Annotated in this window: 24 protein-coding genes; 19 read left to right on the plus strand and 5 right to left on the minus strand. The window is 62.8% G+C overall.

The window, feature by feature from the left end; genetic code table 11:
• Positions 1–178: 178 nt before the first annotated feature.
• Complete coding sequence (locus CY658_RS31795) at positions 179–628, minus strand: hypothetical protein (RefSeq protein ID WP_101493957.1); 450 nt, start codon at positions 626–628, stop codon at positions 179–181.
• Between the two features lie 946 nt (positions 629–1,574).
• Here CY658_RS31795 and CY658_RS31805 point away from each other — a divergent pair.
• From CY658_RS31805 to CY658_RS33210, 5 genes are all read left to right on the plus strand, one after another.
• Positions 1,575–3,386 (plus strand): copper resistance system multicopper oxidase, encoded by a 1,812-nt coding sequence (locus CY658_RS31805; protein WP_101493959.1) that lies wholly within the window; start codon positions 1,575–1,577, stop codon positions 3,384–3,386.
• A complete protein-coding gene (locus CY658_RS31810; protein ID WP_257885043.1) occupies positions 3,383–4,501 on the plus strand; it encodes a copper resistance protein B in 1,119 nt (372 codons plus the stop codon). Before CY658_RS31805 ends, CY658_RS31810 begins: the two co-directional genes overlap by 4 nt.
• Before the next feature lie 12 nt (positions 4,502–4,513).
• Entirely contained in the window at positions 4,514–5,053 is a 540-nt protein-coding gene (locus tag CY658_RS31815) for a c-type cytochrome (RefSeq protein ID WP_101493960.1), read from the plus strand.
• A gap of 368 nt (positions 5,054–5,421) precedes the next feature.
• Positions 5,422–5,760 (plus strand): hypothetical protein, encoded by a 339-nt coding sequence (locus CY658_RS32620; RefSeq protein WP_143713828.1) that lies wholly within the window; start codon positions 5,422–5,424, stop codon positions 5,758–5,760.
• 301 nt (positions 5,761–6,061) lie between these two features.
• Positions 6,062–6,223, plus strand: coding sequence for a four-helix bundle copper-binding protein (locus tag CY658_RS33210; protein WP_374221150.1), 162 nt, complete (start codon positions 6,062–6,064; stop codon positions 6,221–6,223).
• Between the two features lie 178 nt (positions 6,224–6,401).
• Here the strand turns inward: CY658_RS33210 and CY658_RS31825 are convergent, their stop codons facing one another.
• The 3 genes from CY658_RS31825 to CY658_RS31835 all read right to left on the minus strand — a co-directional run bounded on the left by CY658_RS31825 (position 6,402) and on the right by CY658_RS31835 (position 9,925).
• The gene (locus tag CY658_RS31825; protein WP_101493962.1) at positions 6,402–7,664 is read right to left on the minus strand and encodes a type II restriction endonuclease; all 1,263 of its coding nucleotides are present in this window, start codon (positions 7,662–7,664) and stop codon (positions 6,402–6,404) included.
• A gap of 186 nt (positions 7,665–7,850) precedes the next feature.
• Entirely contained in the window at positions 7,851–9,245 is a 1,395-nt protein-coding gene (locus tag CY658_RS31830; protein WP_101493963.1) for a heavy metal sensor histidine kinase, read from the minus strand.
• Complete coding sequence (locus tag CY658_RS31835; protein WP_101494012.1) at positions 9,242–9,925, minus strand: heavy metal response regulator transcription factor; 684 nt, start codon at positions 9,923–9,925, stop codon at positions 9,242–9,244. The genes CY658_RS31830 and CY658_RS31835 overlap by 4 nt, the downstream gene beginning before the upstream one ends.
• Before the next feature lie 191 nt (positions 9,926–10,116).
• On the opposite strand from CY658_RS31835, the gene CY658_RS31845 reads away from it, so the two are divergent.
• The 10 genes from CY658_RS31845 to CY658_RS31890 all read left to right on the plus strand — a co-directional run bounded on the left by CY658_RS31845 (position 10,117) and on the right by CY658_RS31890 (position 17,402).
• Positions 10,117–10,512 (plus strand): hypothetical protein, encoded by a 396-nt coding sequence (locus tag CY658_RS31845; RefSeq protein ID WP_101493965.1) that lies wholly within the window; start codon positions 10,117–10,119, stop codon positions 10,510–10,512.
• Positions 10,513–10,579: 67 nt separating this feature from the next.
• Complete coding sequence (locus CY658_RS31850) at positions 10,580–11,005, plus strand: hypothetical protein (RefSeq protein ID WP_257885044.1); 426 nt, start codon at positions 10,580–10,582, stop codon at positions 11,003–11,005.
• A gap of 116 nt (positions 11,006–11,121) precedes the next feature.
• Positions 11,122–11,493 (plus strand): hypothetical protein, encoded by a 372-nt coding sequence (locus CY658_RS31855; protein WP_101493967.1) that lies wholly within the window; start codon positions 11,122–11,124, stop codon positions 11,491–11,493.
• A complete protein-coding gene (locus CY658_RS31860; protein ID WP_101493968.1) occupies positions 11,490–12,914 on the plus strand; it encodes a TolC family protein in 1,425 nt (474 codons plus the stop codon). Before CY658_RS31855 ends, CY658_RS31860 begins: the two co-directional genes overlap by 4 nt.
• Before the next feature lie 34 nt (positions 12,915–12,948).
• Positions 12,949–14,364: a multicopper oxidase family protein gene (locus CY658_RS31865; protein ID WP_101494013.1), complete on the plus strand. Its 1,416-nt coding sequence runs from the start codon at positions 12,949–12,951 to the stop codon at positions 14,362–14,364.
• A gap of 45 nt (positions 14,365–14,409) precedes the next feature.
• On the plus strand, positions 14,410–14,901 hold the full coding sequence (locus CY658_RS31870) for a cupredoxin domain-containing protein (protein WP_101493969.1): 492 nt from the start codon (positions 14,410–14,412) through the stop codon (positions 14,899–14,901).
• 74 nt (positions 14,902–14,975) lie between these two features.
• Positions 14,976–15,347: a copper-binding protein gene (locus CY658_RS31875; RefSeq protein WP_180839101.1), complete on the plus strand. Its 372-nt coding sequence runs from the start codon at positions 14,976–14,978 to the stop codon at positions 15,345–15,347.
• Positions 15,348–15,395: 48 nt separating this feature from the next.
• Positions 15,396–16,208 (plus strand): methyltransferase, TIGR04325 family, encoded by an 813-nt coding sequence (locus CY658_RS31880; protein WP_101493970.1) that lies wholly within the window; start codon positions 15,396–15,398, stop codon positions 16,206–16,208.
• Positions 16,209–16,290: 82 nt separating this feature from the next.
• Positions 16,291–16,683: a hypothetical protein gene (locus CY658_RS31885; protein WP_101493971.1), complete on the plus strand. Its 393-nt coding sequence runs from the start codon at positions 16,291–16,293 to the stop codon at positions 16,681–16,683.
• 62 nt (positions 16,684–16,745) lie between these two features.
• A complete protein-coding gene (locus tag CY658_RS31890) occupies positions 16,746–17,402 on the plus strand; it encodes a c-type cytochrome (RefSeq protein ID WP_101493972.1) in 657 nt (218 codons plus the stop codon).
• A gap of 68 nt (positions 17,403–17,470) precedes the next feature.
• Here CY658_RS31890 and CY658_RS32625 read toward each other — a convergent pair whose 3' ends face one another.
• Entirely contained in the window at positions 17,471–17,746 is a 276-nt protein-coding gene (locus CY658_RS32625; RefSeq protein ID WP_143713830.1) for a hypothetical protein, read from the minus strand.
• 87 nt (positions 17,747–17,833) lie between these two features.
• Between CY658_RS32625 and CY658_RS31895 the strand changes: the two genes are divergently transcribed.
• From CY658_RS31895 to CY658_RS31910, 4 genes are all read left to right on the plus strand, one after another.
• On the plus strand, positions 17,834–19,849 hold the full coding sequence (locus CY658_RS31895; protein WP_101493973.1) for a DUF4396 domain-containing protein: 2,016 nt from the start codon (positions 17,834–17,836) through the stop codon (positions 19,847–19,849).
• A 99-nt stretch (positions 19,850–19,948) separates the two neighbouring features.
• Positions 19,949–20,140, plus strand: coding sequence for a heavy-metal-associated domain-containing protein (locus tag CY658_RS31900; protein ID WP_101493974.1), 192 nt, complete (start codon positions 19,949–19,951; stop codon positions 20,138–20,140).
• A 115-nt stretch (positions 20,141–20,255) separates the two neighbouring features.
• Positions 20,256–22,691: a heavy metal translocating P-type ATPase gene (locus CY658_RS31905; RefSeq protein ID WP_180839102.1), complete on the plus strand. Its 2,436-nt coding sequence runs from the start codon at positions 20,256–20,258 to the stop codon at positions 22,689–22,691.
• 45 nt (positions 22,692–22,736) lie between these two features.
• Positions 22,737–22,955, plus strand: a complete 219-nt coding sequence (locus tag CY658_RS31910; RefSeq protein WP_101493975.1) for a hypothetical protein — start codon at positions 22,737–22,739, stop codon at positions 22,953–22,955.
• The last annotated feature ends 1 nt before the right edge of the window (position 22,956 follow it).

Here is a 22,956-nt window from a genome sequence, read left to right on the forward strand (position 1 = left end):
TGACGAGCATGGGAGGACGCGTGGAACGCTGCTGATGGAGTCAGTGCTTGGGAAGTGGTTCCGCGAATTCTAGGCCTGTTGCTCAGGAAACGGGGCAAGCCGCAGCGACATGTGCGGCTTGCGGTGGACGTTGTGATCGGCGCTCAGTTGCCCAGCCGTCGCCCGACGGCCGGGTCGCTCAGCGGCGCATGGTCGCGGATGCGTCCGGCAGTTGACCCTGCTGGGTGAGGCGCTCCACCGGCGTGCCGAACTCCGGCTGCTCACCGCGCAGGCGTGCATACGCAGCAGCGGCTTGTCGATAGGCAGGGCGAGTCGTGTCCGCACCCGCTTCACCGTTGGTGGCGGCGGCCAGACCCGAGCGCATCCAGGCCAGCGTGTCCGCCTGGACCGTCGCACGGGTGTTGGAGGACACGCTCACGACGGCGCGTGGATTGCCTTCGGGGTAGCCCTGGTCCACCGAGCTTTGCAGCCAGCTTTGCGTGTCCGCAGCCACTGCTGCGCGGCTGGTGCTCGACGTCAGCGGCGCCGGGCGAGGATCGCCTTCGGCATAGTTACCAGCCAGTGCGGGTCCGGCGATCGCGCCGAGCAATGCGGCCAGCGTCAGGGAGGTCTTGAGAGAAGTCTTCATGTTCGGTCCTTTGGCAGTGGAAGGGTTGGCATCTGCGGAAATGAGCAGCGCTGTGGCTTGTCTTTTTCCGATGCATCAACTTTAGGCCGCGGGTCCGCGAGTTTCCGCACGCGCAGATTACAGCTTTGTCATCTGCATGGCTGTGCTCGGCCGATCTCACGATCGAATCAGCTTTTATCTGACAGACGGCACTCGCCAGTGGCCAATCATTCGAGCAATCAATCGGGTCGGCCCCTCGACCAGATCACCAAGGCCGCTACTGCATGTCCTGCATTCGGGTTTTGCTCCTCTGGGCACTCATACTTGCCGTACCTTTCCAAGGGTACGCAGCAGTGACCATGGCGTTCTGTGACGCCGAGCATGTGGAGTCCGCAGTCGCCGTGCAAGCAGATCCGCACCAACACTCGAAGGCCTCGGTGCCGGATTCCGTCGACTCGCACGACATGGACGCTGAGGACATGGCGCACCATGACGTCGATTCAGGCAGTGCCCACAAATGCGGCACCTGCGGAGCGTGCCACGCGGTAGCGTTGGTGCCAAATACCGCTATCGTCCGCGTCCAATATCTGCCGGCAGCGGACTTGGCAGAGCCTCGCTTCATGCCCACCGCCTTCTTCCCGCCTCTCCTCGAACGCCCGCCTCGGGCCTGAAGTGCCTGTTCGCCTTCGACCTCGTGGTCTGAGGCTGAGCGCTTCGCGTTGCCGGTAGTCGCCCTTCCGTTCTCGGGTAGTCGCGACGCATCCCAGCTATGAATCTTCGAGGATCACATGCTCAATTCATCAAATCGCACCAGGACCGAGTCCACGCGCGCGGGTACTCCTTCAAGCGGAATCCCCATCCAACGAAGGCCTGGTATCAGGCCCCGCCGTTGGCGCCTCTCAGCCAAGCCAAGTGATCCTCGCGCCGTTGCTGGTTTCGGGGGAATTAAATCGAGGGAGGACGCGCCATGAAGCCACAGCAAAGCGGCATCGATCGCCGCAAATTCTTGATGGACCTGGGCTCTCGCAGCGTGATCGGAGGATTGGCACTTCCACCCTCGCTGACTTGGGCTGCCGCTGCTGCGCCTATCGAACGCACGGAACTGCGCGGGACTGAATTCGACCTTGAGATCGCAGAGACACCTGTCAACCTGACAGGACAGGCACGCATTGCGACAACGGTCAACGGTCAGATCCCGGCGCCGACGCTCAGATGGCGCGAAGGCGACACGGTCACACTGCGCGTGACCAACCGACTACCGGTCGCAAGTTCGATCCACTGGCACGGGATCTTGGTTCCCGCGGAAATGGATGGCGTGCCCGGCTTGAGCTTCAACGGTATCGCGCCCGGCGAGACCTTCGTCTATCGCTTTCCGGTCAAGCAGACCGGCACCTACTGGTATCACAGCCATTCCCGATTCCAGGAGCAAACGGGCCTGTACGGGCCTATCGTGATCGACGCCCGAGATGGCACTCGCTTCAGAACAGACCGCGAGCATGTGGTGCTGCTTTCGGACTGGACGGATGGCGTACCGGAAGAACTCTTCAGGAAGCTGAAGGTCATGAGCGGGTTCTTCAACTTCAACCAACCCACGCTTGGCGACTTCAAGCGAGACATCGCCGAGATGGGTCTTCAAGGGGCGCTAGAAAAGCGAAAGATGTGGAACCGCATGCGCATGGTCCCGACCGACCTCGGGGATCTCACCGGTACGACCGAACTGCGCAGCGCTGCACGCTACCTTCTCAACGGCAAGACTGCCGATCACAACTGGACCGGCATCGTCAAATCTCGCGAGAAGGTGCGCCTGCGGTTCATCAACGGATCAGCCACGACCATCTTCGACGTTCGCATACCGGGGCTGAAGATGAGCGTGGTCGCCGCGGACGGCCAGGACGTTCATCCCGTGACAGTGGATGAGTTTCGGATCTCTGTGGCCGAGACATATGACGTGATTGTTGAGCCGTCCGACGACAAGGCCTATACCCTCTTCGCCCAATCGATCGACCGGACCAATTTTGTGCGCGGCACGCTTGCGCCTCGCGTCGGAATGCAGGCTCCTGTCCCCGAGGTGGACAAGCCAAGCTGGCTGACGATGACCGACATGATGGGCGCCATGGGCTCGGTGGGAGCGATGGATTCGGCCCAGGGCCCGGGCGGGATGGCCGGCATGCAGGAGATGGGGGATATGCAGGGCATGGACCATTCAAGCATGGCGGGAATGAATATGGGTGGCGACGCGAAACCTGCAATGAAGCCACCCCGCGTGCGCCACGCCCGTACAGAGTACGGCCCGGGCGTGGACATGCACGTGGACATGCCGCGAACGAATCTCGATGACCCAGGTATCAACCTTCGCAACAACGGTCGGCGAGTATTGACCTATGCCGACCTTCGCACGATCGGAGGACCGATCGACAGCCGTGAGCCCGGCCGCGACGTCGAACTTCATCTCACCGGCAACATGGAGCGATTCATGTGGTCGTTCGATGGACAGAAGTTTTCCGAATCAAAGCCTGTGCACTTCCGTTTCGGCGAGCGGCTCCGATTGGTTCTTGTCAACGACACGATGATGAATCACCCGATTCATTTGCATGGAATGTGGGGCGAACTGGAATCTCCCACCGGCGAGTTTCTGGCTCGCAAGCACACGATCAATGTCCAGCCCGCGCAACGCGTGACCTACCGTGTGACCGCGGACGCCATGGGGCGTTGGGCTTATCACTGTCATCTGCTGTACCACATGGAAGCAGGCATGTTTCGCGAGGTGCACGTGTCATGAACCCGCTTCAGATCAAACTCGCGCGCAGCAGCATCCCCGCTGCAATCGCATCATCGCTTCTCTGCTTCACCGTTTCCGCAATTGCACAGAGCGATGCGTCCAAGCGCATGGACGACATGCCTGGGATGGGGGCGAACATGTCCGATCCCAAGCCAAAGGAAGGTGCATCCAACAAGGCTGAGTCGACGACGCCGCCAAAAGAGCGCACCAAGAAGAAAGAGCCTCAATCCACCGCAGTGCCGATGGATCATGGACAGATGCAGGACATGCCCGGAATGAAGGGCGGCAGCTCCGACATGAAGGACATGCCTGGAATGAAGCACGACGGCTCCGGCATGAAGGACATGCCTGGAACGAACATGGGGTCCATGCCCGGCATGGGCCCGATGCAAGGCGGCAGCCCCCCTCCTGATGCTCGCGACCCGGACGCCTACGCAGAGGGAATGCCCAAAATGGCCATGCCTGGGATGGACATGGCGGATGACGAGCGCTACGGGCAGATGCTGGTCAACGAGTTGGAGTATGCAAAAGGTCGGGATGCCCGAGGCCAGAACCTCAACGTCGAGGCCTGGTACGGGGGCGACTACAACAAGCTTTGGATCAAAGCTGAGGGAGAGCGCCGTGCAGGCCGCCTTGATGCCTTCCGCACGGAAGCGCTCTGGGATCATGCCATTGCGACGTTCTGGAGCACGCAGCTGGGTGTGCGGCACGACAACGGCGGTGGAGGCCGCTCGCGCAGCTGGCTTGCGTTCGGTGTGCAAGGCCTGGCTCCGTACTGGTTCGAGACCGAGGCGACCGCGTACGTGGGGTCAGGTGGAGCCCTTGCGGCGCGCCTCGAACTGCGCTACGAGTTGCTTCTGACTCAGAAATGGATTCTCCAGCCCAAGCTCGAGGCCAACTTCTATGGCAAGAACGATCCGCAGCGGGGCATCGGCTCCGGACTGTCCGACATGGAGCTGGGGCTGCGTCTGCGCTACGAGATGACAAGACAGTTCGCTCCCTACATTGGGGTGACCTGGACGAGGAAGTTCGGCAATACAGCGGCTTATGCAAGACAAGCTGGTGAACGCGTTCGAGACACGCAAATCGTGGCCGGCGTGAGGTTTTGGTTTTGACTGGAGCAAACCATGCCGAAACTGATAGCAGCGATTCTTGTCGGGCTGGCTGTTGCCATCTTGATCGCCGTTGTAGGGTTTGCGGGTGTGTGGTGGACAGGCAGCTACAACGTCGCCGCGGATGAGCCGCACTCGCGGCTCGTCGCCTCGGCCTTGACTTCAATTCGTGAACGTTCCATCACTGGGCACGCGCAAGGAATCCCCGTGCCAGACATCAGCGCACCGCAGATGGTGGCGGCCGGCGCTAAACAGTACGCGCAGATGTGCGTTCAATGCCACTTGGCGCCCGGCAAGGACGACTCCGATCTGCGCAAGGGCCTGAACCCGCAGCCACCTAACCTCTACTTGCATGGCGTCCATGATCCCGCGAGGGCGTTCTGGACGATCAAGCATGGCGTCAAGATGACCGGCATGCCAGCCTGGGGAGGCACGCACGACGACCAAGCGCTGTGGTCGATGGTGGCTTTCTTGCGACGGCTACCAGAGCTTTCTCCAGCGGAGTACGAGCGACTCACCGAGCAGCCACCGGCCTCTCACCAGGAGGCGCAATGACCTGCTTCCCGCGTGAAGGCGCCGGCGCGCCCACCACATCCACTTCGAAATTTCCAATTCGCAGTGCTTTTGTTCCATGGCGCACGACGCCCGGCTTTTGTCCTGTTGAGAAAGATCGAAGTAGCAGGAATGAAGGAAACCATCAGTGTTGCAGCGAGAAAGGAGAACCTTGGATGCGTCCTCCCTGAACCTCGAAGGACCGCGCGATCTTTTCTCCGGCAATCGCTGGAGCGAGCGGGCTACGCGACTGAATTGCTCGCGGACGGCTTTCGCAAAAACTTCATCCAGGTGTCGACTCCCCAAAAAGCTCGAAGGAGCGACAGATGTTTCATTTGCCCCAATGCCGGCAACGACTACAGGAGATTTTCATGTCAAACCAAGACCCATCCCCTCAAGGCAAGCACTCGATTCTGAAAGGAACGCTCATCGGATTCGGCGCCGCCATTCTGCTTTCGGGCACTGCCTATGCGCAAGACCACACCTCCGAAGCTGTTCCGCAAACGAACACGAAGCCACAGGTGGCCGCCGAAGCCAAGAAGAACACGAAGCCGATGGGGACCAAGCCGATCAAGGATGGCAGCACTGCCGAGGGCCAAGGATCAGGTGTGAAGAATACGACCAAGCCAGAGGCAGCGGGCCAAGGAAAAGCGGCGGCTCGCGAGGCACGCCCGCACAAGGACCCTGGTCAGGGCGGCACACCGAAATAGCCACGATCCAACTCCATGCGGCCAGGTCGCAACTGCGAAGGATGCGAGGACCGACCGCACATTCCCAGGCCGCTGAGTTTCGGCGGCCTATCTTGTAGCCGGGTCACCGGCGTTCACTTTGAAGGAGTTCCAAATGTCACATGAGACCTATGCCGCCTGCATCGAAGCCTGCAACGGGTGTGCTACAGCCTGCAATCATTGCGCGTCGTCCTGTTTGAAAGAAGATAACGTCAAGATGATGGCAAGGTGCATCGCGCTTGACTTGGACTGCGCTGCCGCCTGCCATTTCGCTGCGGCCGCGATGGCCCGAGGCAGCGAACTTGCCAAGGAGATATGCGCACTCTGCGCGGATATATGCGACGCATGCGGCGAAGAGTGCGCGAAGCACAAGGAAGAACACTGCAAGGCTTGCGCCAGAGCCTGCAAGGAATGTGCTGCTGCTTGCAGAGCGATGTCGCAATGAAGGGGTGTGGCTGGCTGAGTCATGCAGGAGCCTTCCCGCAGGATTCAGTCGGTTCGATGCCCGCTTCATTGCTGCGGCACGGAAGGGGGCGCCGTCCGCCACTCGGGAAGCCCGGAGACCAGGTCGGCGCGCCCCATGGTCTTTGAAAGCGCTCGCCAACAATGGGCCTCAATCCGGATCACAGCAAGTGAGAGATCTCGTTCAACGGCCTCAGGCCCGAGCCGAACCGTCCGATCGCTTCACGATGCGTCCCGAGCTCGCTGTAGGGCAGATATCGGATGCCGAGTTCGGCGACGCGCGAGAACGCCGGGCGGCGCAGCTGGAGCCGGACATCCTCGCGACGCGCATCGGGCGCCACCAGGAACATCGAAACGCCGGTGCCCAGCGCAGTGCCCAGTGCGAGGTCCAGCATTCGCACGATGCCCGAGTAAATGGAAGTCGAGTGCTCCACCTCGAAGGCTGCAGCGATTTTCGAACCGTCTGGCTCTACCCAGATGACGTCGATCAGGCGTACCGAGTCCAGGCCTGGCTGGGCGCCCGCGGGTAATTGCGTCAAGCAACCGTCGCCGAGCCGCCCCCCCGCGTACCCGCGTCCCTGGTCGTTCGAGGCGATCCAGACGCCGAAGCCGAGCGACTTGCCCAGATCGCGCAGCCATCCCTGGATTTGCGTGTGGGTTGCCTCGCTCTCGCGGTCCGCGGCCCAGCGCTTGTGAGCGGCCGCTGAATCTTCACGGACCTTCTCGAGGTCGGCCTCCCAGCCCTGAACGGCCGCGACGTCGTCGCTGCGCGGCGGCGCCGTGTACCGGCCCGAGCCGATGTCGAAGAGCAATCCGGCAAGCGCCCCCATGTCGTTGGACAACTGTTGACGGTGCTGTGTGTTCAGCCGGATGCAGCCCTCGCGCATGGATAGGTAGTGGTCCCACTTGCCGAGCTTGACGTTGCTGCCCGTGACGGCGTTGTAGCCTTTCACGATCGCGGTGTTGAACGGCATCACGATCGTGGGATGGACGAAGTACAGCAGGTTCGCCACGGCTGGCCCGAGGCCCTTGATCCGGTGCGCGTCGATGCGGCGGATGGCCTCGACCACCTCCTCGGCGTTGTCGCAGCAGTCGCAGGCATGCAGCAGTCGGGCGAAGGCTTGCTGATTGGCCGCGTTCTCGTAGATGTCGGGGATCCGCAGCTTGGGCTTCCAGAGAAACGCGTGGTCGGCGCCCTTGAAGATCTGGCGTTGCTCCGCCACCGACGCGACGACGGTTTCGAGCGAGGAGCCGCGAAACGCGCTGCCGAAGGTCCCTGCATCGATGTCCTTGACCACCTGGGCCAGACCCCGTCGGATGGAGCGGAAATTCTTCAGCCGCTCGTCCCACAGAAACCACGAGTTGTAGGTGCTCAATGAATCGGACTTCCAGTGACCGATGAGAACTTCAAGACCAAGGGACATGGGCGTGGAGGAGCGAAATGCGCAAGGCGCGACACCGTCAATTGAAGCACGGCCCGATCCGGTCAGGTCAGCGTTTCTCGCGGGATTCTCCGGCAGCCGTGTCGCAGCCTAATCCCGCAATGGGGTCTCATGAGGGCACAGGCGGCCCTGGTTCAGTGAAGCGCGCCGCATGCCGGGCAGCGCACATCAACTTTCTGGCGCTATCGAAAAGCCGATCTCGGTGACACCCGAGCGGGATGTAGCGCGGGTCTGGCCGCCATGCATTCGTGCGATGGCAGCCACGATCGCCAAGCCGAGCCCGTGATGTTCCGATGAATCGGTGCGGGACCGCTCTGCCCGGAAGAACCGCTTGAAAAGATTGGGCAACACCTCGGCGGCGACCGGTTCACCGCGATTGGCAACCTTGATCCATATCCCGTCGGGCTGGGTGTCGATCACCACCGCGATCGTGGAGCCGGGCGTCGCATAGCGGCTCGCGTTGCTCAATAGATTCGACAGCGCACGGCGCACCAGCCCGGCATCAATCCCGATGCGCGCGTCGCCGCTCACATGCACCTTCAAACCTGCGTCTTCCAACGTGGCTTCGTGAAAATCCAGCACCGTTCGCACCTGGTCGGCCAGACTCACCGGCGCGGATCGGCGCGCCACCGTACCGCGGTCCGCCTTCGACAGGAAGAGCATGTCGATCACGATCGCGGAGACCCGTCTCGCTTCTTCCAGCGCCGACAGCAAGGCGTCTCGCAGTTCCTCGATCGATCGCGGCCGGGCCAACTCGACTTCGACCATCCCGATCAGGTTGGCCAGCGGCGTGCGCAGTTCGTGCGCCACATCCGCATTGAAGGATTCGAGTTGCTGGTAGGCCTGTTCGGCGCGATCAAGCACTGCATTGAACTGCGCCACCCACGGCGTGATTTCGGAGGCATACGGGGCGGGGTCGATGCGTCGCCCCGGATGCTCCGGTCCGGTCGCTGCGGTCTGCTGAACGAGCTTCTTCAATGGCTGCATCCCCCGACGCACCAGCAAGGCGCCGGTCAGCGAAATGACTGCCGAGCCGAGGACGACCGCCCCGACGAGCGTCCAAGCCAGCCGAGCCAGAATCTTGGCGTCCTCCAGGACATCGATGCCAAGCTGTAGTTGCATTGCAGCGTCGCCTGACGGCATTGCTTGCTCCTGCATGGGCATCCAAATCCAGCGACCCGAGGTCCGAGCCGGCGTGGACGAATAGACGATCTCATCGCCACGGCGCAACACCAGGCTGATCTCAGCATGGGTCGAAAAGAAGTCGTCCAGCTTGTGGCGCAGTCCGTCGCGACCTGGGTCATCGCGCGATTCCTGGATCAGGTGCTTGATCAGTTCGGACTGGCGCTCGAATTCGCTAGCCTGCTTGACTTGGAAGCTCCACGCGGTGACGGCATAGATCGCCAGACACACCAGACTCAGACCGATCAAGGCTTGGGCTGCAAACCAGCGCGACAGTGCGGTCTGGATGGACCCGGTGCCCTGCGCGCGCCGCTGCGGCGGCACTGCCACGGCGTCGGTGGCCTGGCACAGTCCTTGCGCCTCGGTCTTGGCGGCGCTCACGGGATGCCGCCTTGCCGACTCTCCAGCACATATCCCATGCCGCGTACCGTGTGCAGCAGCTTCTCCTCGAAAGGATCGTCGATCTTGCTGCGCAGCCGCCGGATGGCCACTTCCACGATGTTGGTGTCGCTGTCGAAATTGATGTCCCACACCTGCTCGGCCAACTGGGTGCGCGACAGCACGTTGCCCTGGCGGCGCATGAGCAAGGTCAACAGTGCGAACTCCTTGGCCGTGAGGTCAAGCCGTTGCCCGTTGCGGGAAGCCCTGCGTGCGACCACGTCGAGGTGCAGGTCCTTCAACGCGTAGTTGGACACCTCATGCAACTTCCCGCGGCGCAGCAGTGCCTGGATCCGGGCGAGCAGCTCCGAGAACGCGAAGGGCTTTGCAAGGTAGTCGTCCGCACCGCTTTGAAGTCCGCGCACGCGGTCCGCCACTTCGTCGCGCGCCGTGAGCATCAGCACCGGCATGGATTTGATCTTGCGCACGGCCTCCAGCACGGCGAATCCGTCGATTCCCGGCAGCATCACGTCGAGTACCACCAAGTCGTAGTCGCCGTCGAGCGCCAGGGCGCGGCCCTCGAGACCAGAGCGCGCCAAGTCCACCACGAAGCCGCTCTCAGTGAGGCCTTTGACAAGGTAGTCGCCGAGCTTGTGCTCGTCTTCAATGACCAGTATGCGCATTGCCAAATGCTACGGCGTGGGGTCACACGTGTGGATTACTTCTTTGTAATCCACGTGGCGGGTGATTGGCGGACTGCCTTCCTAGAGTCATTGCATGCCAGCCAGTTGACTGGCATCGCCGGCTCGGTGGTCGATGCCGACGCGTTCAGTGCAGCTCGCGAAGTCGAGCAATTCGTTGAAGGAGACCTATCATGAAGAACCGTCAGATCCTCTCGCTCGCACTTGCCGTTGGCGCAGGCGCTGCATTCGTTGCGCCGTTTGCAGCCTACGCGGAAGGCCCGTCCCACTTTGCGCCCAACGAAGCTGGCGTGGTCTATCACCCGAGTGAAGCGGGACAGGCCAAATCTCAGGCCCAGGTATCGGCTGAACTCGCGGACGCGCAGAAAACCCCTGCCGGGGCCAGCATGCTGCGCTGGGGGGCGATGAGTACGCCGAAGGTCGGAGCCGCCAAGTCGCGCGCCGACGTGGTGGCCGAACTGGAAGCCGCGCAGAAGCAACCCAACTGGGATGCCGCAGCAAGGCTCGGTGCGCCCCTGCCGGCGCCCAGAGGTGATGCGAGCAAGGCTCGCGCACAAGCGCAACCCTAAGTATTGCGCACAAACCTGGATGTCCATACAGGCCACCTGACACACTGCTCCATTTAGAATTCGCCGCATGCACCGGGTTCGCCTGTTCGTCCTTTGGATCATGATGTTCGCCGTGCCCTTCCAGGGGTACGCGGCGGCAGCCATGGTCTTTTGCGGACCTGGCCACGCCGGTGCGGCGGCCGAAGTGTCGCTCGCACAGCCCGGCGCGCACGACCATGCCCGGCACCCTCATGCGGACGGGCACGGCGATCACGAGCACAAGGCGGCTCAGGCCGCCAAGCCTCCTGCGAAGGACGGCACCGCCAAGACGGCGAGTGCCGAGCCTGATGCGATGCACAAGTGCGGCACCTGCGGCGCGTGCCATGCCACGGCGCTGACCAGCACGCTGGACGTGGCCGTTTTCCACGACCTTCCCAATGCCGACCTGGCGGAGCCTGCCATCACGGTGGCCACGCTCGCTCCGCGCGTTCTCGACAAACCTCCTCGCGTTTAACGCGTTCGTGCGCCTGTGACGCTCGTCACGGGTCGCCGCGAACGCTCATGTATCGCCTGCGTCATGCCTTTTCGGGCAGCTCTGACGTACTCCGTTCATGAACTTGCGAGGACTCCATGTTCCATTCATCGCCGACCCGTTGGTTGGCAGCTTTTCCCGCCCTGGCTGCGTTCGCCGCTTTGGGGGGCCTGAGTGCCGCCGTCGCGGTGGCTCAGCCCGCGTCCGCGAAATCCGCTGAGGCTGCGGCGCCCACAGTCCTGACCTACAAGTCCGCACTCGAGGGCTATCAGCCTTTTGCCGACGAAAAGCCAATTCCCTGGAAAGAAGCCAACGAGACGGTGTACCGCCGCGGTGGCTGGCAGGCCTACGCCAAGGAGGCCTCAGGCTCCGGCGCGGGCGAGGCCGATTCGCCCAAGGGCGCAGCCCCTGCGCCGGCTGCGCAGCCAGGCCATTCGATGCCCATGCCTGCGAAGAAGGAGAAGCCATGAAGCGCGTCCTTCGTTTGACAGCCATTGCCGTTGCGACGGCCGTCCTCGCCGGATGCGCGTCCGTCAGCATCGACGACGCCCTGAGCGACACCAATACCAATGCCCAGCAGTTCACTGGCGGAAAACTCGAACTCAGCCGGACCCAGGAGCAGCGCGACCGCCGCGCGGCGCTGTCACAGGAACTGCTCGCCAAACCGCTGTCGCAGAGTGACGCGGTGCAGCTCGCGCTGGCCAATAGCCCATCTGTCCAGGCCCTGATCGCCCAGAGCTGGGGCGACATCGCAGCGACCAACCAGAGCAGCAGGCTACCGAACCCGATCCTCTCGTTCGCACGAACCCGCCTGAACAGCGAGCTCGAGCTCGAACGCCTGTTGTCGTTCGGGCTGGTGGACCTCATCCTGCTGCCGCAACGCCTGTCGATCTCCAGGAGCCAGGCGGCCCAAGCCAAAGTCCAACTGACCGGCGCCGTGGTCGACCAGGTCACGCAGGTCAAACAGGCTTGGGTCCGTGCAGTCGCTGCACAGCAGTCGCTGAAGTATGCCGAGCAGGTCAACAAGTCGGCCCAGGCCAGCGCCGAACTCGCGCGCCGCATGCAGCTCATCGGGAATTTCTCCAAGCTGCAACGTGCACGCCAACAGGTTTTCTACGCCGACGCCACGACCCAACTCGCCTCGGCACAGCACGCCACCACCGCTGCGCGCGAAGAGTTGGTTCGTGTCCTGGGGTTGAACGATGAGCAGGCCGCCAAACTGACCTTGCCCGAACGTTTGCCTGACCTGCCCAAGACCCCTCGCGAGGCGAAGGAAGTCGCTGCAACCGCGACCGAACAGCGACTGGATGTCCAGCTGGCACGCGCCCAACTGGATGTCGCGGGCAAATCGCAAGGCATCAACCTGCTGTCGACCTTCATCGATGTCGAGGTGGGCGGCCGGCGGGACACCGTGTTCGACAACGCGGAAAACACAAAGAGCACCCGCCGGGGCTTCGAGCTCGACATCCGGTTGCCGTTGTTCGACTGGGGATCGGCGCAGCGCGACATGTTGAATGCGCAGTCGCTGGCCGCGGCCAACCGCTACGACGCCACCGTGCGCGGCGCCTCTTCGCAATTGCGTGAGGGGTACTCGGCTTACCGCACGGCCTACGACATCGCGCGGCACTACCGCGACGAAATCGTCCCATTGCGCCAAGCGATGGCCGACGAGAACGTGCTTCGCTACAACGGCATGCTGATCGGCGTCTTCGAGCTGTTGGCCGAAGCGCGCGACCAGATCGCCAGCGTGACCAATGCCATCAATGCCCAGCAGCAGTTCTGGTTGGCCGATGCCGCGCTGGCGGCTTCGGTGATGGGCAAGCCCACATCCATGGGCGCCCCGATGGCCAGCTCGGGTGGCGAAGGCGCTTCCGCTGGCGCGGCCCACTGAGCCAATGCCGAGCTCTCCAACCCATTTGAACAACATGACAAACAGACGCAATTTCCTGAGCGGTGCGGGTGCCATCACGGGCGCCATCGCCGCGGCCAGCGTGAGCAAGGTGGCAATGGCTGCCTTGCCGGAGCCCGTGCTCCAGACGACGCCCAACACCATGCCGCCGCTGATGCCTTCGAGCGGACGCCCCTACAACCCCGTGGTCACCCTCAACGGCTGGACGCTGCCCTGGCGCATGAACAACGGCGTCAAGGAATTCCACCTGGTGGCCGAGCCCGTGGTGCGCGAGATGGCGCCCGGCTTCAAGGCCAACCTGTGGGGCTACAACGGCCAGTCGCCCGGCCCGACTATCGAGGTCGTGGAAGGCGATCGGGTGCGCATCTTCGTGACCAACAAACTGCCCGAGCACACTAGCATCCACTGGCACGGCCAGCGCCTGCCCAACGGCATGGACGGCGTCGTGGGCCTGAACCAGCCCCCGATCAACCCAGGCAAGACCTTCGTCTACGAGTTCGTCGCGCGCCGCCCTGGCACCTTCATGTACCACCCGCATGCGGACGAGATGACGCAGATGGCGATGGGCATGATGGGTTTCTGGGTGACGCACCCCAAGGCCGAGCATCCGCTGATCGAGAAGGTCGACCGCGACTTCGTGTTCCTGCTCAACGCCTACGACGTCGAGCCTGGCAGCGCCACGCCCAAGATCATGACCATGCTGGACTTCAACCTGTGGTCCTGGAACAGCCGGATCTTTCCTGGCATCGACTCGCTCAATGTGCGGCTCAACGACAAGGTGCGCATTCGCATCGGCAACCTGACGATGACGAATCACCCGATGCACTTGCACGGGCACGAGTTCCTCGTCACCGGCACCGATGGCGGGCCGACGCCCAAGAGCACGCGCCAGTACGAGGTGACCACTGACGTGGCGGTCGGACAGATGCGCCAGATCGAGTTCCTTGCCGATGAGGAAGGCGACTGGGCCTTCCACTGCCACAAGAGCCATCACACGATGAACGCGATGGGCCATGACGTACCGACCATGATTGGCCTGGACCACAAGGATGTGGCCAAGCAGATCACAAGCCTGGTGCCCGACTACATGGTCATGGGCGAGCGCGGCATGGCTGACATGGCCGAGATGGAAATGCCGATTCCCGACAACACCGCGCGAATGATGACCGGCGAAGGCCCGTTCGGCTCGGTCGAGATGGGCGGCATGTTCAGCATGGTCAAGGTGCGCAAAAACCAGAAGGCCGGCGATTACTCGAACCCGGGCTGGTTCAAGCACCCGAAGGGCACGGTCGCCTACGAACTCAATGGACCACCGCCTGAGACCACGCGCCAACGTGGTGCCGGCGCAGCCGCGATGCCAGCCCAGAACATGCCCGCAAAGAACATCGAAGTTCAGATTCGAAAGCCCGGCAGCGGCCATTCGAATCACTAGTTTTCTCACCCTCCGTTTCAACCTCCAACTCTCAAAGGAAAACCCATGAAACACACCTTCCGCAACACCGCTCTCGCAGCACTCGTGGCCTTGGCCGCCGCTGGCGCTTCGGCATCCGGCACCCATGCCGGTGGTCACGGCCACGATGCCGACGAGGCAATCGGCAAGCCCGGTGTGGCCAGCAAGGCCACCCGCACCATCAACGTCGACATGACCGACGGCATGCGCTTCACTCCCGCCGACATCAAGGTGAAGCAGGGTGAGACCGTGCGCTTCGTCGTCAAGAACTCCGGCCAACTCAAACACGAGCTCGTGATCGGAACCGAGAAGGAGCTCAAGGAGCACTACGAAGTCATGAAGAAGAACCCGGAGATGGAGCACTCCGATCCGAACATGGTGACGCTGGCCGCGGGCAAGACCGGCGAGATCGTCTGGCAGTTCACCAAGGCCGGAAAAGTCGACTTCGCGTGTCTGCAGCCCGGCCACTACGACGCCGGCATGAAGGGCGCCGTGAACGTGAGCAAGACTGGCAAGTAAGCAACACGCTCCGCCGCACACTTCCATCGGAACGCGGCGGGACTCCAAATTCATTCATAGCACAGGAGATCCTCATGTCAAACATCCGCATCGCACTCTTGGCATTCGTTGCCGCACTCTCGTTCGCCGGCGCAGCCGGTGCGCAGTCCTCCAAGTCCATGGCCGACATGCCGGGCATGTCCGAGAAGGCCCCTGCGGCCGGCGGATCGGACGCCGCAGCCTCTGAGCTCGCCGAAGGCGAGATCCGCAAGGTCGACAAAGACAACAAGAAGCTCACGATCAAGCACGGCCCGCTCAAGAACCTCGACATGCCTGGCATGACGATGGTGTTCGGGGTCAAGGACGACGCCATGCTCGACAAGCTCGAGACTGGTGCCAAAGTCCGTTTCCAGGCGGAAAAGATCGACGGCAAAATCGTCGTCACGAAGATCGAATTAGCCCGCTGAGCGCATAGAAACAAGCGAGCGGCGACTACCAACAGGACGGAGGAAAGAATGGCTTACTCGAGTGCTTCGCAAGTCGTTCGGCAGATCCTGGAGGGGCCGGTCACCCGGCCAGCGCTGCAGCGCTGGCGACGCCAGCAGTTCTTCTCCGAGGCTGGGTTCGGCGGTTACTTCGGCGTGTTCAACAACTTTGCCGAAGCGCGGGATTGGCTGCCTGACGGTCCGGAATTCGACCACGCGGCCTTGGCGGAAGAGTACGTGAATGTCCGCACGAAGAAGGTGTTTGCATACGACTACCCCGTGATGTGGTGGCTCGAACGCGCGTTCAGAGACGGCGCCACCAAGGTGCTCGATATCGGCGGCTCGGTGGGAGTTCACTTCTACGCCTACCGCCGCTATTTCGAGATGCCGCAGGACCTGTCCTGGCGCGTCGTCGAAGTACCTGCGATCGCGACCATCGGGAGGGAAATCGCCAGCCAGGCCGATGCCACTGGACTGAGCTTCGCGGAGGATCTGTCGCAGGTGCTTCACGGCAACGACATCTGGCTGTCGGCCGGTGCTCTGCACTATGTCGAGAATGCGCGTCCCGGTGATCTGCTTCAGCGGTGCGACACGCGGCCACGGCATGTCCTGCTGAACAAGCTTCCGCTCTACGACGGCGAGGACTACGTCACGGCACAGAACATCGGCGCTGGCTGCTTTGCTCCGATGCACGTCTACAACCGCCAACGCTTCATCAACGAGATCGAGGAGCTGGGCTACACCCTGCGCGAACAGTGGCAGGTTCCTGAGCGTTCGCTCTACCTGCCGGGATTTCCCGAGCGATGCTTCCCGACGTTCAGTGGCCTTTACTTTGCCATTTGAACAGCGCCAGCCAGGGCGTCGACAGGCCCAGGCCAGTCCCGACGGGTCCCAGCGCACGCCATCTGCAGTCGAGATGGAAAAGATGAGCCATCGCACGACCGTGACGGCGCGTGCTGCAGTGATCGGGATTCTCGGTGTGGCGATCTGCGCCAGTCTGACGGGCTGCGCCGATTTCTACCGGCAGCATCGCGAATTCCAGGACGGCTGGCGCACAGGCGAGATTGTCGAGATCGGCCGCGCAAACGAGATTCAGCGCGGCGGGCGCACAGATTGCAGGAAGGCAGCCAGCGCCGAGGATCTTGCAGTACTGCACTTCGCCGTCCTGGTCGATCGTTCCACGGGGCAGCGCCACGCGCACACTGTGATGCTGGATCTTGCGGCATCCATCGAGTTGGGCGACATCGTCTCGACCAACGTCGTCAGGTGCGGCACACCCATTCGCGTGCTGTTGCCTGCACGAGCGTCCGGTGGCTGACGCGGCCGCCACACGACCTCCAGCCATCTTTGCAGGCAGCCCACCAAAAACCTGAGCACCTCATGAAATTGTTTGCGTCCCTTCTTCTCTTCACCTTCGGTGGACTCGCTTCAGGTTTTTCGTTCGCGGCCGATCCTGCCGCACCGGCGCCGATCGACAGGGTCTCCGCCAAATCGAAACCCGACATTGCAAACGGCGAAGTCGTTTTCAATGGCAAGTCGTGCGCCGCGTGCCACAGCGCGGATGGGAACTCGGCCATACCCGCCAACCCCAAGCTGGCTCAACAGCATCCTGAGTACCTGGTCAAGCAACTCCAGGAATTCAAATCCGGCAAACGTAAGAGTCCGATCATGAGTGGCATGGCCGCAATGCTGTCCGAGAAGGAAATGCGCGACGTCGCCTGGTTCCTTGGTTCCAAGCCCATCAAGCCCGGGTTTGCGAAAGACAAGGATCTGGTGGCTCTGGGCGAACGAATCTATCGCGGCGGCATCGGGGAGCGCAGTGTCCCGGCCTGCGCAGGCTGTCACAGCCCCAATGGCGCCGGCCTCCCGATCCAGTACCCGCGACTGGGGGGGCAGCACGCCGAGTACACCGCCGCTCAGCTGACCGCATTTCGCGATGGGGGGCGACTCAACAGCGTGCCCATGAGCGGCGTTGCAGCCAAGCTCAACGATCGCGAGATCAAGGCCGTGTCCGACTACATCGCGGGGTTGCATTGAACGGCACCATGCGTCGAGGGCTGGCGGCACCCTAGGAGGCAGGCATGTATGTGACGGGGAGATGGGTTTCAACCAATGTTGTCGGCACGATGTTCATCGCCTGGGTCGTTGTCGTGGTCATCTTCCTGGGCGTCCTCGGGTGGCAACTGCGAAAGCGTCGAAAGGGAAATTCCATTGACAACAGACACCGAGGATCGGCTCGACCGAGCAGTTCGAAGAAGACCAAACGCCGCCGGCGAGGTATTCAATGACCGTGCCGGATTCTGGTAGAGCCGACGTCTGACAGACACCGCGTACACCACGCGCCAGTCTGAGCGGTCGACGGCGCCCTTGTTCTCGCGCACTCAGTCTCGTTCTCTCCCGACAAAAAGCCACGAGGCGCTGACCACTGCTCTGCGAACTGCTTCGGCCGGCCTCTTGAAGGAAATCTCATGCTCATTCAGCCCATTGATTACTTTCTCGCTGTCTGGTTTGTGCTGGCGGCCTTGTCGACGGCCTACGTCGCCTGGGACCAGTTGCGCCATAACCCCGAGCCGCTGGTGATGAAGTGGGGGTTCATCCTCGTCACCCTCTACCTGGGGCCTTTGGGTCTTCTGCTGTACGTGATGGCGGACAAGGAGCCAGCTCCCGGAGCGCACGAAGAATTCGTCAAACCACTGTGGAAGCAAGGCGTCGGCTCGACGATCCACTGCGTTGCAGGTGATGCGACCGGGATCATCCTGGCCGCCGTCGTGACCGCGATGCTGGGTCTTCCGATGTGGGTCGACCTGATCGTGGAGTACGTCGCAGGCTTCGCGTTCGGCCTTTTCATCTTTCAATCCCTCTTCATGAAGAACATGATGGGTGGCACGTATCTGGAGAACGTCAAGAAGTCCTTCATGCCGGAATTCATCAGCATGAACGCGATGATGGCGGGCATGGCGCCGACGATGGCGCTGCTGATGATGGGCCGGGACATGCGCGCCATGGATCCGACCGAACTCGTCTTCTGGGGCGTGATGTCCCTGGGTGTGGCCGTTGGGTTTGCGGTGGCCTATCCGGTGAACGTCTGGATGGTGTCGCGCAAGATGAAGCACGGATTGATGACCGAACGTCGGCCCGAGAAGGCAACCGGCGGCCCATCGGACATGCCCGCGAAAGGCGATCATGGGATCGCCGCAATGGCTACGGCGGCGCACGGCACGCCAACCAATACGGGGCACGGTGGTCATGGTGCTCACGCGGGGCATGAAGAAGGCTCGCTCCCGGAAAAAGCGCCAACTGACGCTCCAGTCGGTCACGCGCACGGCACGCAGCCCGGCCAAGATGGACAAGGCGGCCGCAATGGTCACGGCATGCGCCCCAATGTGACGCGGCCACAATTGGCCGCAGTGACCATGACGACCACGCTCATGCTGCTCGCCGGCATGACGATGCCAGCGATGTTCGTGAACATGCGCCTGTCGAACCGGGACGTGCGCGGTGCCATCATGCCGCCGTCGATGATCATGGGCTGGGACACTCCGGGCGACGCGATGCGCGACATGTCGGCCATCCACCCGCGTCTGGTCACACAGGCTGCCGCAGCGCAGGCCCGTGGCGACGTGGACCTGGTCCCGACGCTGGACAACGGGGTCAAGGTCTTCAATCTCGAGACCAGCGTCATCCGTTGGAACATCCTCCCGGATGTGACGGTCGAAGGCTATGCGTTCAATGCGACGATTCCTGGCCCGAGGATTCGGGTCACGGAAGGTGATCGCGTGCGCATCAAGGTGACCAACCGCCTGCCCGAAAGCACCACGGTGCACTGGCACGGCTTGATCTTGCCGAACGAAATGGACGGTCCCGCCAAGATCACACAGAAGCCGATCCAGCCCGGAGACTCGTACACCTATGAATTCACGACAGAGCAGGCTGGAACTTTTTTCTATCACACACACGACCATGTCGATCGACAGCAGGCCTTCGGCCTGTACGGTGCACTGATCATCGATCCCAGGAGCCCGCAGGAGGCCCCCAAGGCCGACCATGAGTACGTGTTGCAGTTGCAGGAGTGGCTCAAGCGCGAAGGCCTGACCTATCCGGCCATGCTGATGGAGGGCGGCCTTCCCAACTACTTCACTATCAATGGCAAGGCATTCCCCGCAACCGACACGGTGAAGATGAAAGTCGGCGAGACGATCAAACTCAGGTTCGTGGGCAGCAACAACAACTTCGTGCACCCCATGCACGTCCATGGCGGCCCGTTCACTGTCGTCGCCAGGGACGGGTACGTCTTGCCGGAGTCGGCGCGCTTCCAGGCCGACACCGTCAATGTCGGACCCGGTCAGCGCTACGACGTGATCTGGAAGGCTTTGCGGCCCGGAAAATGGCTGGTCCACTGCCATATCCCGCACCACACGACCAACAACAATGTCGAGCAGGACGGAGGCGGCGGCCTGATGATGGTCCTGGAGGTGGAAGCCTGAATGCAGGGAGCCACACGGTTGGAGGATCTGGCGCCAGTCGCTTGACCTTCACACGATGTCAAGCTTGATACTGGGATCACTTTCATCAAGGAGTCTCTCATGCAAGAGTTCGTCATCCAGTCAATGTCCTGTGGCGGCTGCGCGAGCCGGATCGCTCAGGCCGTCAAGAATCTGGACGCCACGGCGAAGGTCGAAGTCGATCTGCCGACCAAAACGTTGCGCGTCGACAGCGCCGAGGACCGTGAGTCTGTGACCGCGGCCCTGACGAAAGCCGGCTACCCGCCGAAGTGATCCGCTCGCACGGGACAGCGGCCTCAATCGGCTGATGTGGTCTCGCGCGGGCCTGTGTGGACTGAATGCGCCGCCGTGCGGGGTGCACCCTGGCAATTTTCATTGGAGAACTCGAATGAGCCCTACGCCTTCCAACCTGCATGAACACCACCAGGGGCATCACAGGGCGCACCCGCCCGCCTCTGGAGAACCTTCGCCTGAGACCGATGCGACGCTGAAGGATCCTGTTTGCGGGATGACGGTGACCACGCAATCCAAACACGTCTTGCAGCACGAGGGTGGGTCGGTCTATTTCTGTAGTGCGGGGTGCAAATCCAAGTTCGAGGCCGACCCGACAAAGTATGCAAAGCGCAGCGCACAGGCGGCAGCCCCGCTCGTTCTCGCGCCTGCAGACTCCGCGCAGACTAACCCCGTGGGCACAATCTACACCTGCCCCATGCACCCGGAAATCCGGCAGGACCACCCAGGCAATTGCCCCAAGTGCGGCATGTCGCTGGAGCCCGAGATGCCGACACTCGAGGAGGGGGAAGACCCGGAACTGAAAGATTTCAAGCGGCGCTTCTTCTGGACGCTGCCGCTCACCGTCGTTGTCACCGTGCTCGCCATGGCCGGCCATCGATTCCAGTGGTTCGAGATGGGCATGCAGAGTTGGATTGAGCTCGTGCTCACCGTGCCGATCGTGCTGTGGGCCGGCTGGCCGTTCTTCGAGCGCGCGGTGCAATCCGTGGCGAACCGCAGCCCGAACATGTGGACCCTGATCGGTCTGGGCACGGCCGCCGCCTTTGTCTACAGCGTCGTGGCCACCGTGGCGCCCGGCGTGTTTCCTGCGTCGTTCGTCTCGATGGGGCGCGTGGCGGTGTATTTCGAAGCGGCCGCGGTGATCATTTCCTTGACTTTGCTGGGTCAGATCCTCGAGCTCAAGGCACGGTCGCAGACCTCCGCAGCCATCAAGTCACTGCTGGGCCTCGCTCCAAAAACCGCGCGCCGCATCGGCCCTGACGGCGCCGAGGAGGACGTACCGATCGGCCATGTGCATGTGGGCGACAAGCTGCGCGTGCGCCCTGGAGAGAAAGTGCCCGTGGACGGCGTGGTGATCGAAGGCAGCAGCGCCGTCGACGAGTCCATGCTGACAGGTGAGCCCTTGCCCGTGACCAAGCGCGTGGGCGACAAGCTCATCGGCGCGACGATGAACACCAACGGCGCACTCGTCATGCAGTCGGAGAAAGTCGGCTCGCAGACCGTGCTCGCGAGCATCGTGCAGATGGTCGCGCAGGCCCAGCGCTCCAGGGCGCCGATGCAGCGGATGGCCGACCAGGTCGCCGGCTACTTCGTCATGACCGTCATCGCCATCGCGGTGCTGACCTTCTTCGCCTGGGGATTCTTCGGGCCGCAGCCCAGCTGGGTCTACGGCCTGATCAACGCCGTGGCGGTGCTCATCATTGCCTGCCCCTGTGCACTCGGCCTCGCCACGCCAATGTCGATCATGGTGGCCACGGGCAAGGCGGCCACGCAGGGCGTGCTGTTCCGCGATGCGGCCGCGATCGAAAACTTCCGCAAGGTCGATGCGCTCATCGTCGACAAGACCGGCACTCTGACGGAAGGCCGGCCGCAGTTCGAGCGCGCGGTGCCTGCGCCAGGCTTCACTGAAGACGAGGTGCTGCGCCTCGCGGCCAGCCTGGACCAAGGAAGCGAACACCCCCTGGCCGACGCCATCGTGCGCGCGGCGCGCGAGCGCAACCTGGCTCTTGTCACGCCCGACGGTTTCGAATCCAGCAGCGGCATTGGCGTGAGCGGCGGCGTGGGCGGCCGGAAGCTGGCGCTCGGCAATACGGCGCTCATGGAACAGCTGCGCGTGCGGGTCGACGACCTCAAGCCGCAGGCCGAGGCCATGCGGGCCGAAGGCGCCAGTGTCATGTTCCTGGCGGTGGACGGCCAGCCGGCCGGCCTGCTCGCGGTCTCGGACCCGATCAAGCCCACCACCTTGGAGGCGCTGGCCGCACTCAAGGCCTCGGGCCTGCGGGTCATCATGGCCACCGGAGACGGCTTGACCACCGCTCGTGCCGTCGCCGCGAAGCTGGGGATCGACGAGGTGCACGGCGAGGTCAAGCCAGCCGACAAGCTCGCGCTGGTCGATAAGCTGCAGCGCGAAGGCCGCATCGTCGCGATGGCGGGCGACGGCATCAACGACGCGCCTGCGCTTGCCAAGGCCGACGTCGGCGTGGCGATGGGCACCGGCACCGATGTCGCGATGAACAGCGCCCAGGTGACGCTGGTCAAGGGCGACCTGCGCGGCATTGCGCAGGCGCGCGTCATCTCCGAGCAGACGATCGCCAACATGAAGCAGAACCTCGGTTTCGCCTTCCTCTACAACGCACTGGGCGTGCCACTGGCCGCAGGGGTGCTGTTTCCGTTCACCGGATGGCTGCTCTCGCCGATGATCGCGGCGCTGGCGATGAGCCTGAGTTCGGCCTCGGTCATTACCAACGCCTTGCGCTTGCGTGGAGCCAAGAGCGATGCTCATGCGTCCCACGTCGGCGAAAGATCAACCTAGGGGTGTGCGGCCCCGGGCGGCTTCGCTGCGCGCGAAGGAGTTCCCATGAAGAGACCCAAGCCACTCGAGCTGCACTTGCTGGAGATCTACCAGGAGGCCCTGCGACAGCGAAACTGGGCGGTTGCCGAGCACTTGCTGTGCGCCATCGAGGCCTGCGCCCCTGCCGATGCCCCGGTCAGCGAGACAGTGGCCAAGGCCTACGGGGTTCTGGCCGCCGAGGCGCAAAAGCCTCGTTGCTGCGGAACGCGAACGAAGCGTCACTGAG

It is taken from the genome of Variovorax sp. RO1, from assembly GCF_002849325.1.
Lineage (GTDB): Bacteria > Pseudomonadota > Gammaproteobacteria > Burkholderiales > Burkholderiaceae_C > Variovorax.

Bases quoted from the DNA above. Each gene is read 5' to 3' on its own strand.
- CY658_RS31795 (WP_101493957.1), bottom strand. From the start codon at position 628: ATGAAGACTTCTCTCAAGACCTCCCTGACGCTGGCCGCATTGCTCGGC.
- CY658_RS31805 (WP_101493959.1), top strand. From the start codon at position 1,575: ATGAAGCCACAGCAAAGCGGCATCGATCGCCGCAAATTCTTGATGGAC.
- CY658_RS31810 (WP_257885043.1), top strand. From the start codon at position 3,383: ATGAACCCGCTTCAGATCAAACTCGCGCGCAGCAGCATCCCCGCTGCA.
- CY658_RS31815 (WP_101493960.1), top strand. From the start codon at position 4,514: ATGCCGAAACTGATAGCAGCGATTCTTGTCGGGCTGGCTGTTGCCATC.
- CY658_RS32620 (WP_143713828.1), top strand. From the start codon at position 5,422: ATGTCAAACCAAGACCCATCCCCTCAAGGCAAGCACTCGATTCTGAAA.
- CY658_RS33210 (WP_374221150.1), top strand. From the start codon at position 6,062: ATGGCCCGAGGCAGCGAACTTGCCAAGGAGATATGCGCACTCTGCGCG.
- CY658_RS31825 (WP_101493962.1), bottom strand. From the start codon at position 7,664: ATGTCCCTTGGTCTTGAAGTTCTCATCGGTCACTGGAAGTCCGATTCA.
- CY658_RS31835 (WP_101494012.1), bottom strand. From the start codon at position 9,925: ATGCGCATACTGGTCATTGAAGACGAGCACAAGCTCGGCGACTACCTT.
- CY658_RS31845 (WP_101493965.1), top strand. From the start codon at position 10,117: ATGAAGAACCGTCAGATCCTCTCGCTCGCACTTGCCGTTGGCGCAGGC.
- CY658_RS31850 (WP_257885044.1), top strand. From the start codon at position 10,580: ATGCACCGGGTTCGCCTGTTCGTCCTTTGGATCATGATGTTCGCCGTG.
- CY658_RS31855 (WP_101493967.1), top strand. From the start codon at position 11,122: ATGTTCCATTCATCGCCGACCCGTTGGTTGGCAGCTTTTCCCGCCCTG.
- CY658_RS31860 (WP_101493968.1), top strand. From the start codon at position 11,490: ATGAAGCGCGTCCTTCGTTTGACAGCCATTGCCGTTGCGACGGCCGTC.
- CY658_RS31865 (WP_101494013.1), top strand. From the start codon at position 12,949: ATGACAAACAGACGCAATTTCCTGAGCGGTGCGGGTGCCATCACGGGC.
- CY658_RS31870 (WP_101493969.1), top strand. From the start codon at position 14,410: ATGAAACACACCTTCCGCAACACCGCTCTCGCAGCACTCGTGGCCTTG.
- CY658_RS31875 (WP_180839101.1), top strand. From the start codon at position 14,976: ATGTCAAACATCCGCATCGCACTCTTGGCATTCGTTGCCGCACTCTCG.
- CY658_RS31880 (WP_101493970.1), top strand. From the start codon at position 15,396: ATGGCTTACTCGAGTGCTTCGCAAGTCGTTCGGCAGATCCTGGAGGGG.
- CY658_RS31885 (WP_101493971.1), top strand. From the start codon at position 16,291: ATGAGCCATCGCACGACCGTGACGGCGCGTGCTGCAGTGATCGGGATT.
- CY658_RS31890 (WP_101493972.1), top strand. From the start codon at position 16,746: ATGAAATTGTTTGCGTCCCTTCTTCTCTTCACCTTCGGTGGACTCGCT.
- CY658_RS31895 (WP_101493973.1), top strand. From the start codon at position 17,834: ATGCTCATTCAGCCCATTGATTACTTTCTCGCTGTCTGGTTTGTGCTG.
- CY658_RS31900 (WP_101493974.1), top strand. From the start codon at position 19,949: ATGCAAGAGTTCGTCATCCAGTCAATGTCCTGTGGCGGCTGCGCGAGC.
- CY658_RS31905 (WP_180839102.1), top strand. From the start codon at position 20,256: ATGAGCCCTACGCCTTCCAACCTGCATGAACACCACCAGGGGCATCAC.
- CY658_RS31910 (WP_101493975.1), top strand. From the start codon at position 22,737: ATGAAGAGACCCAAGCCACTCGAGCTGCACTTGCTGGAGATCTACCAG.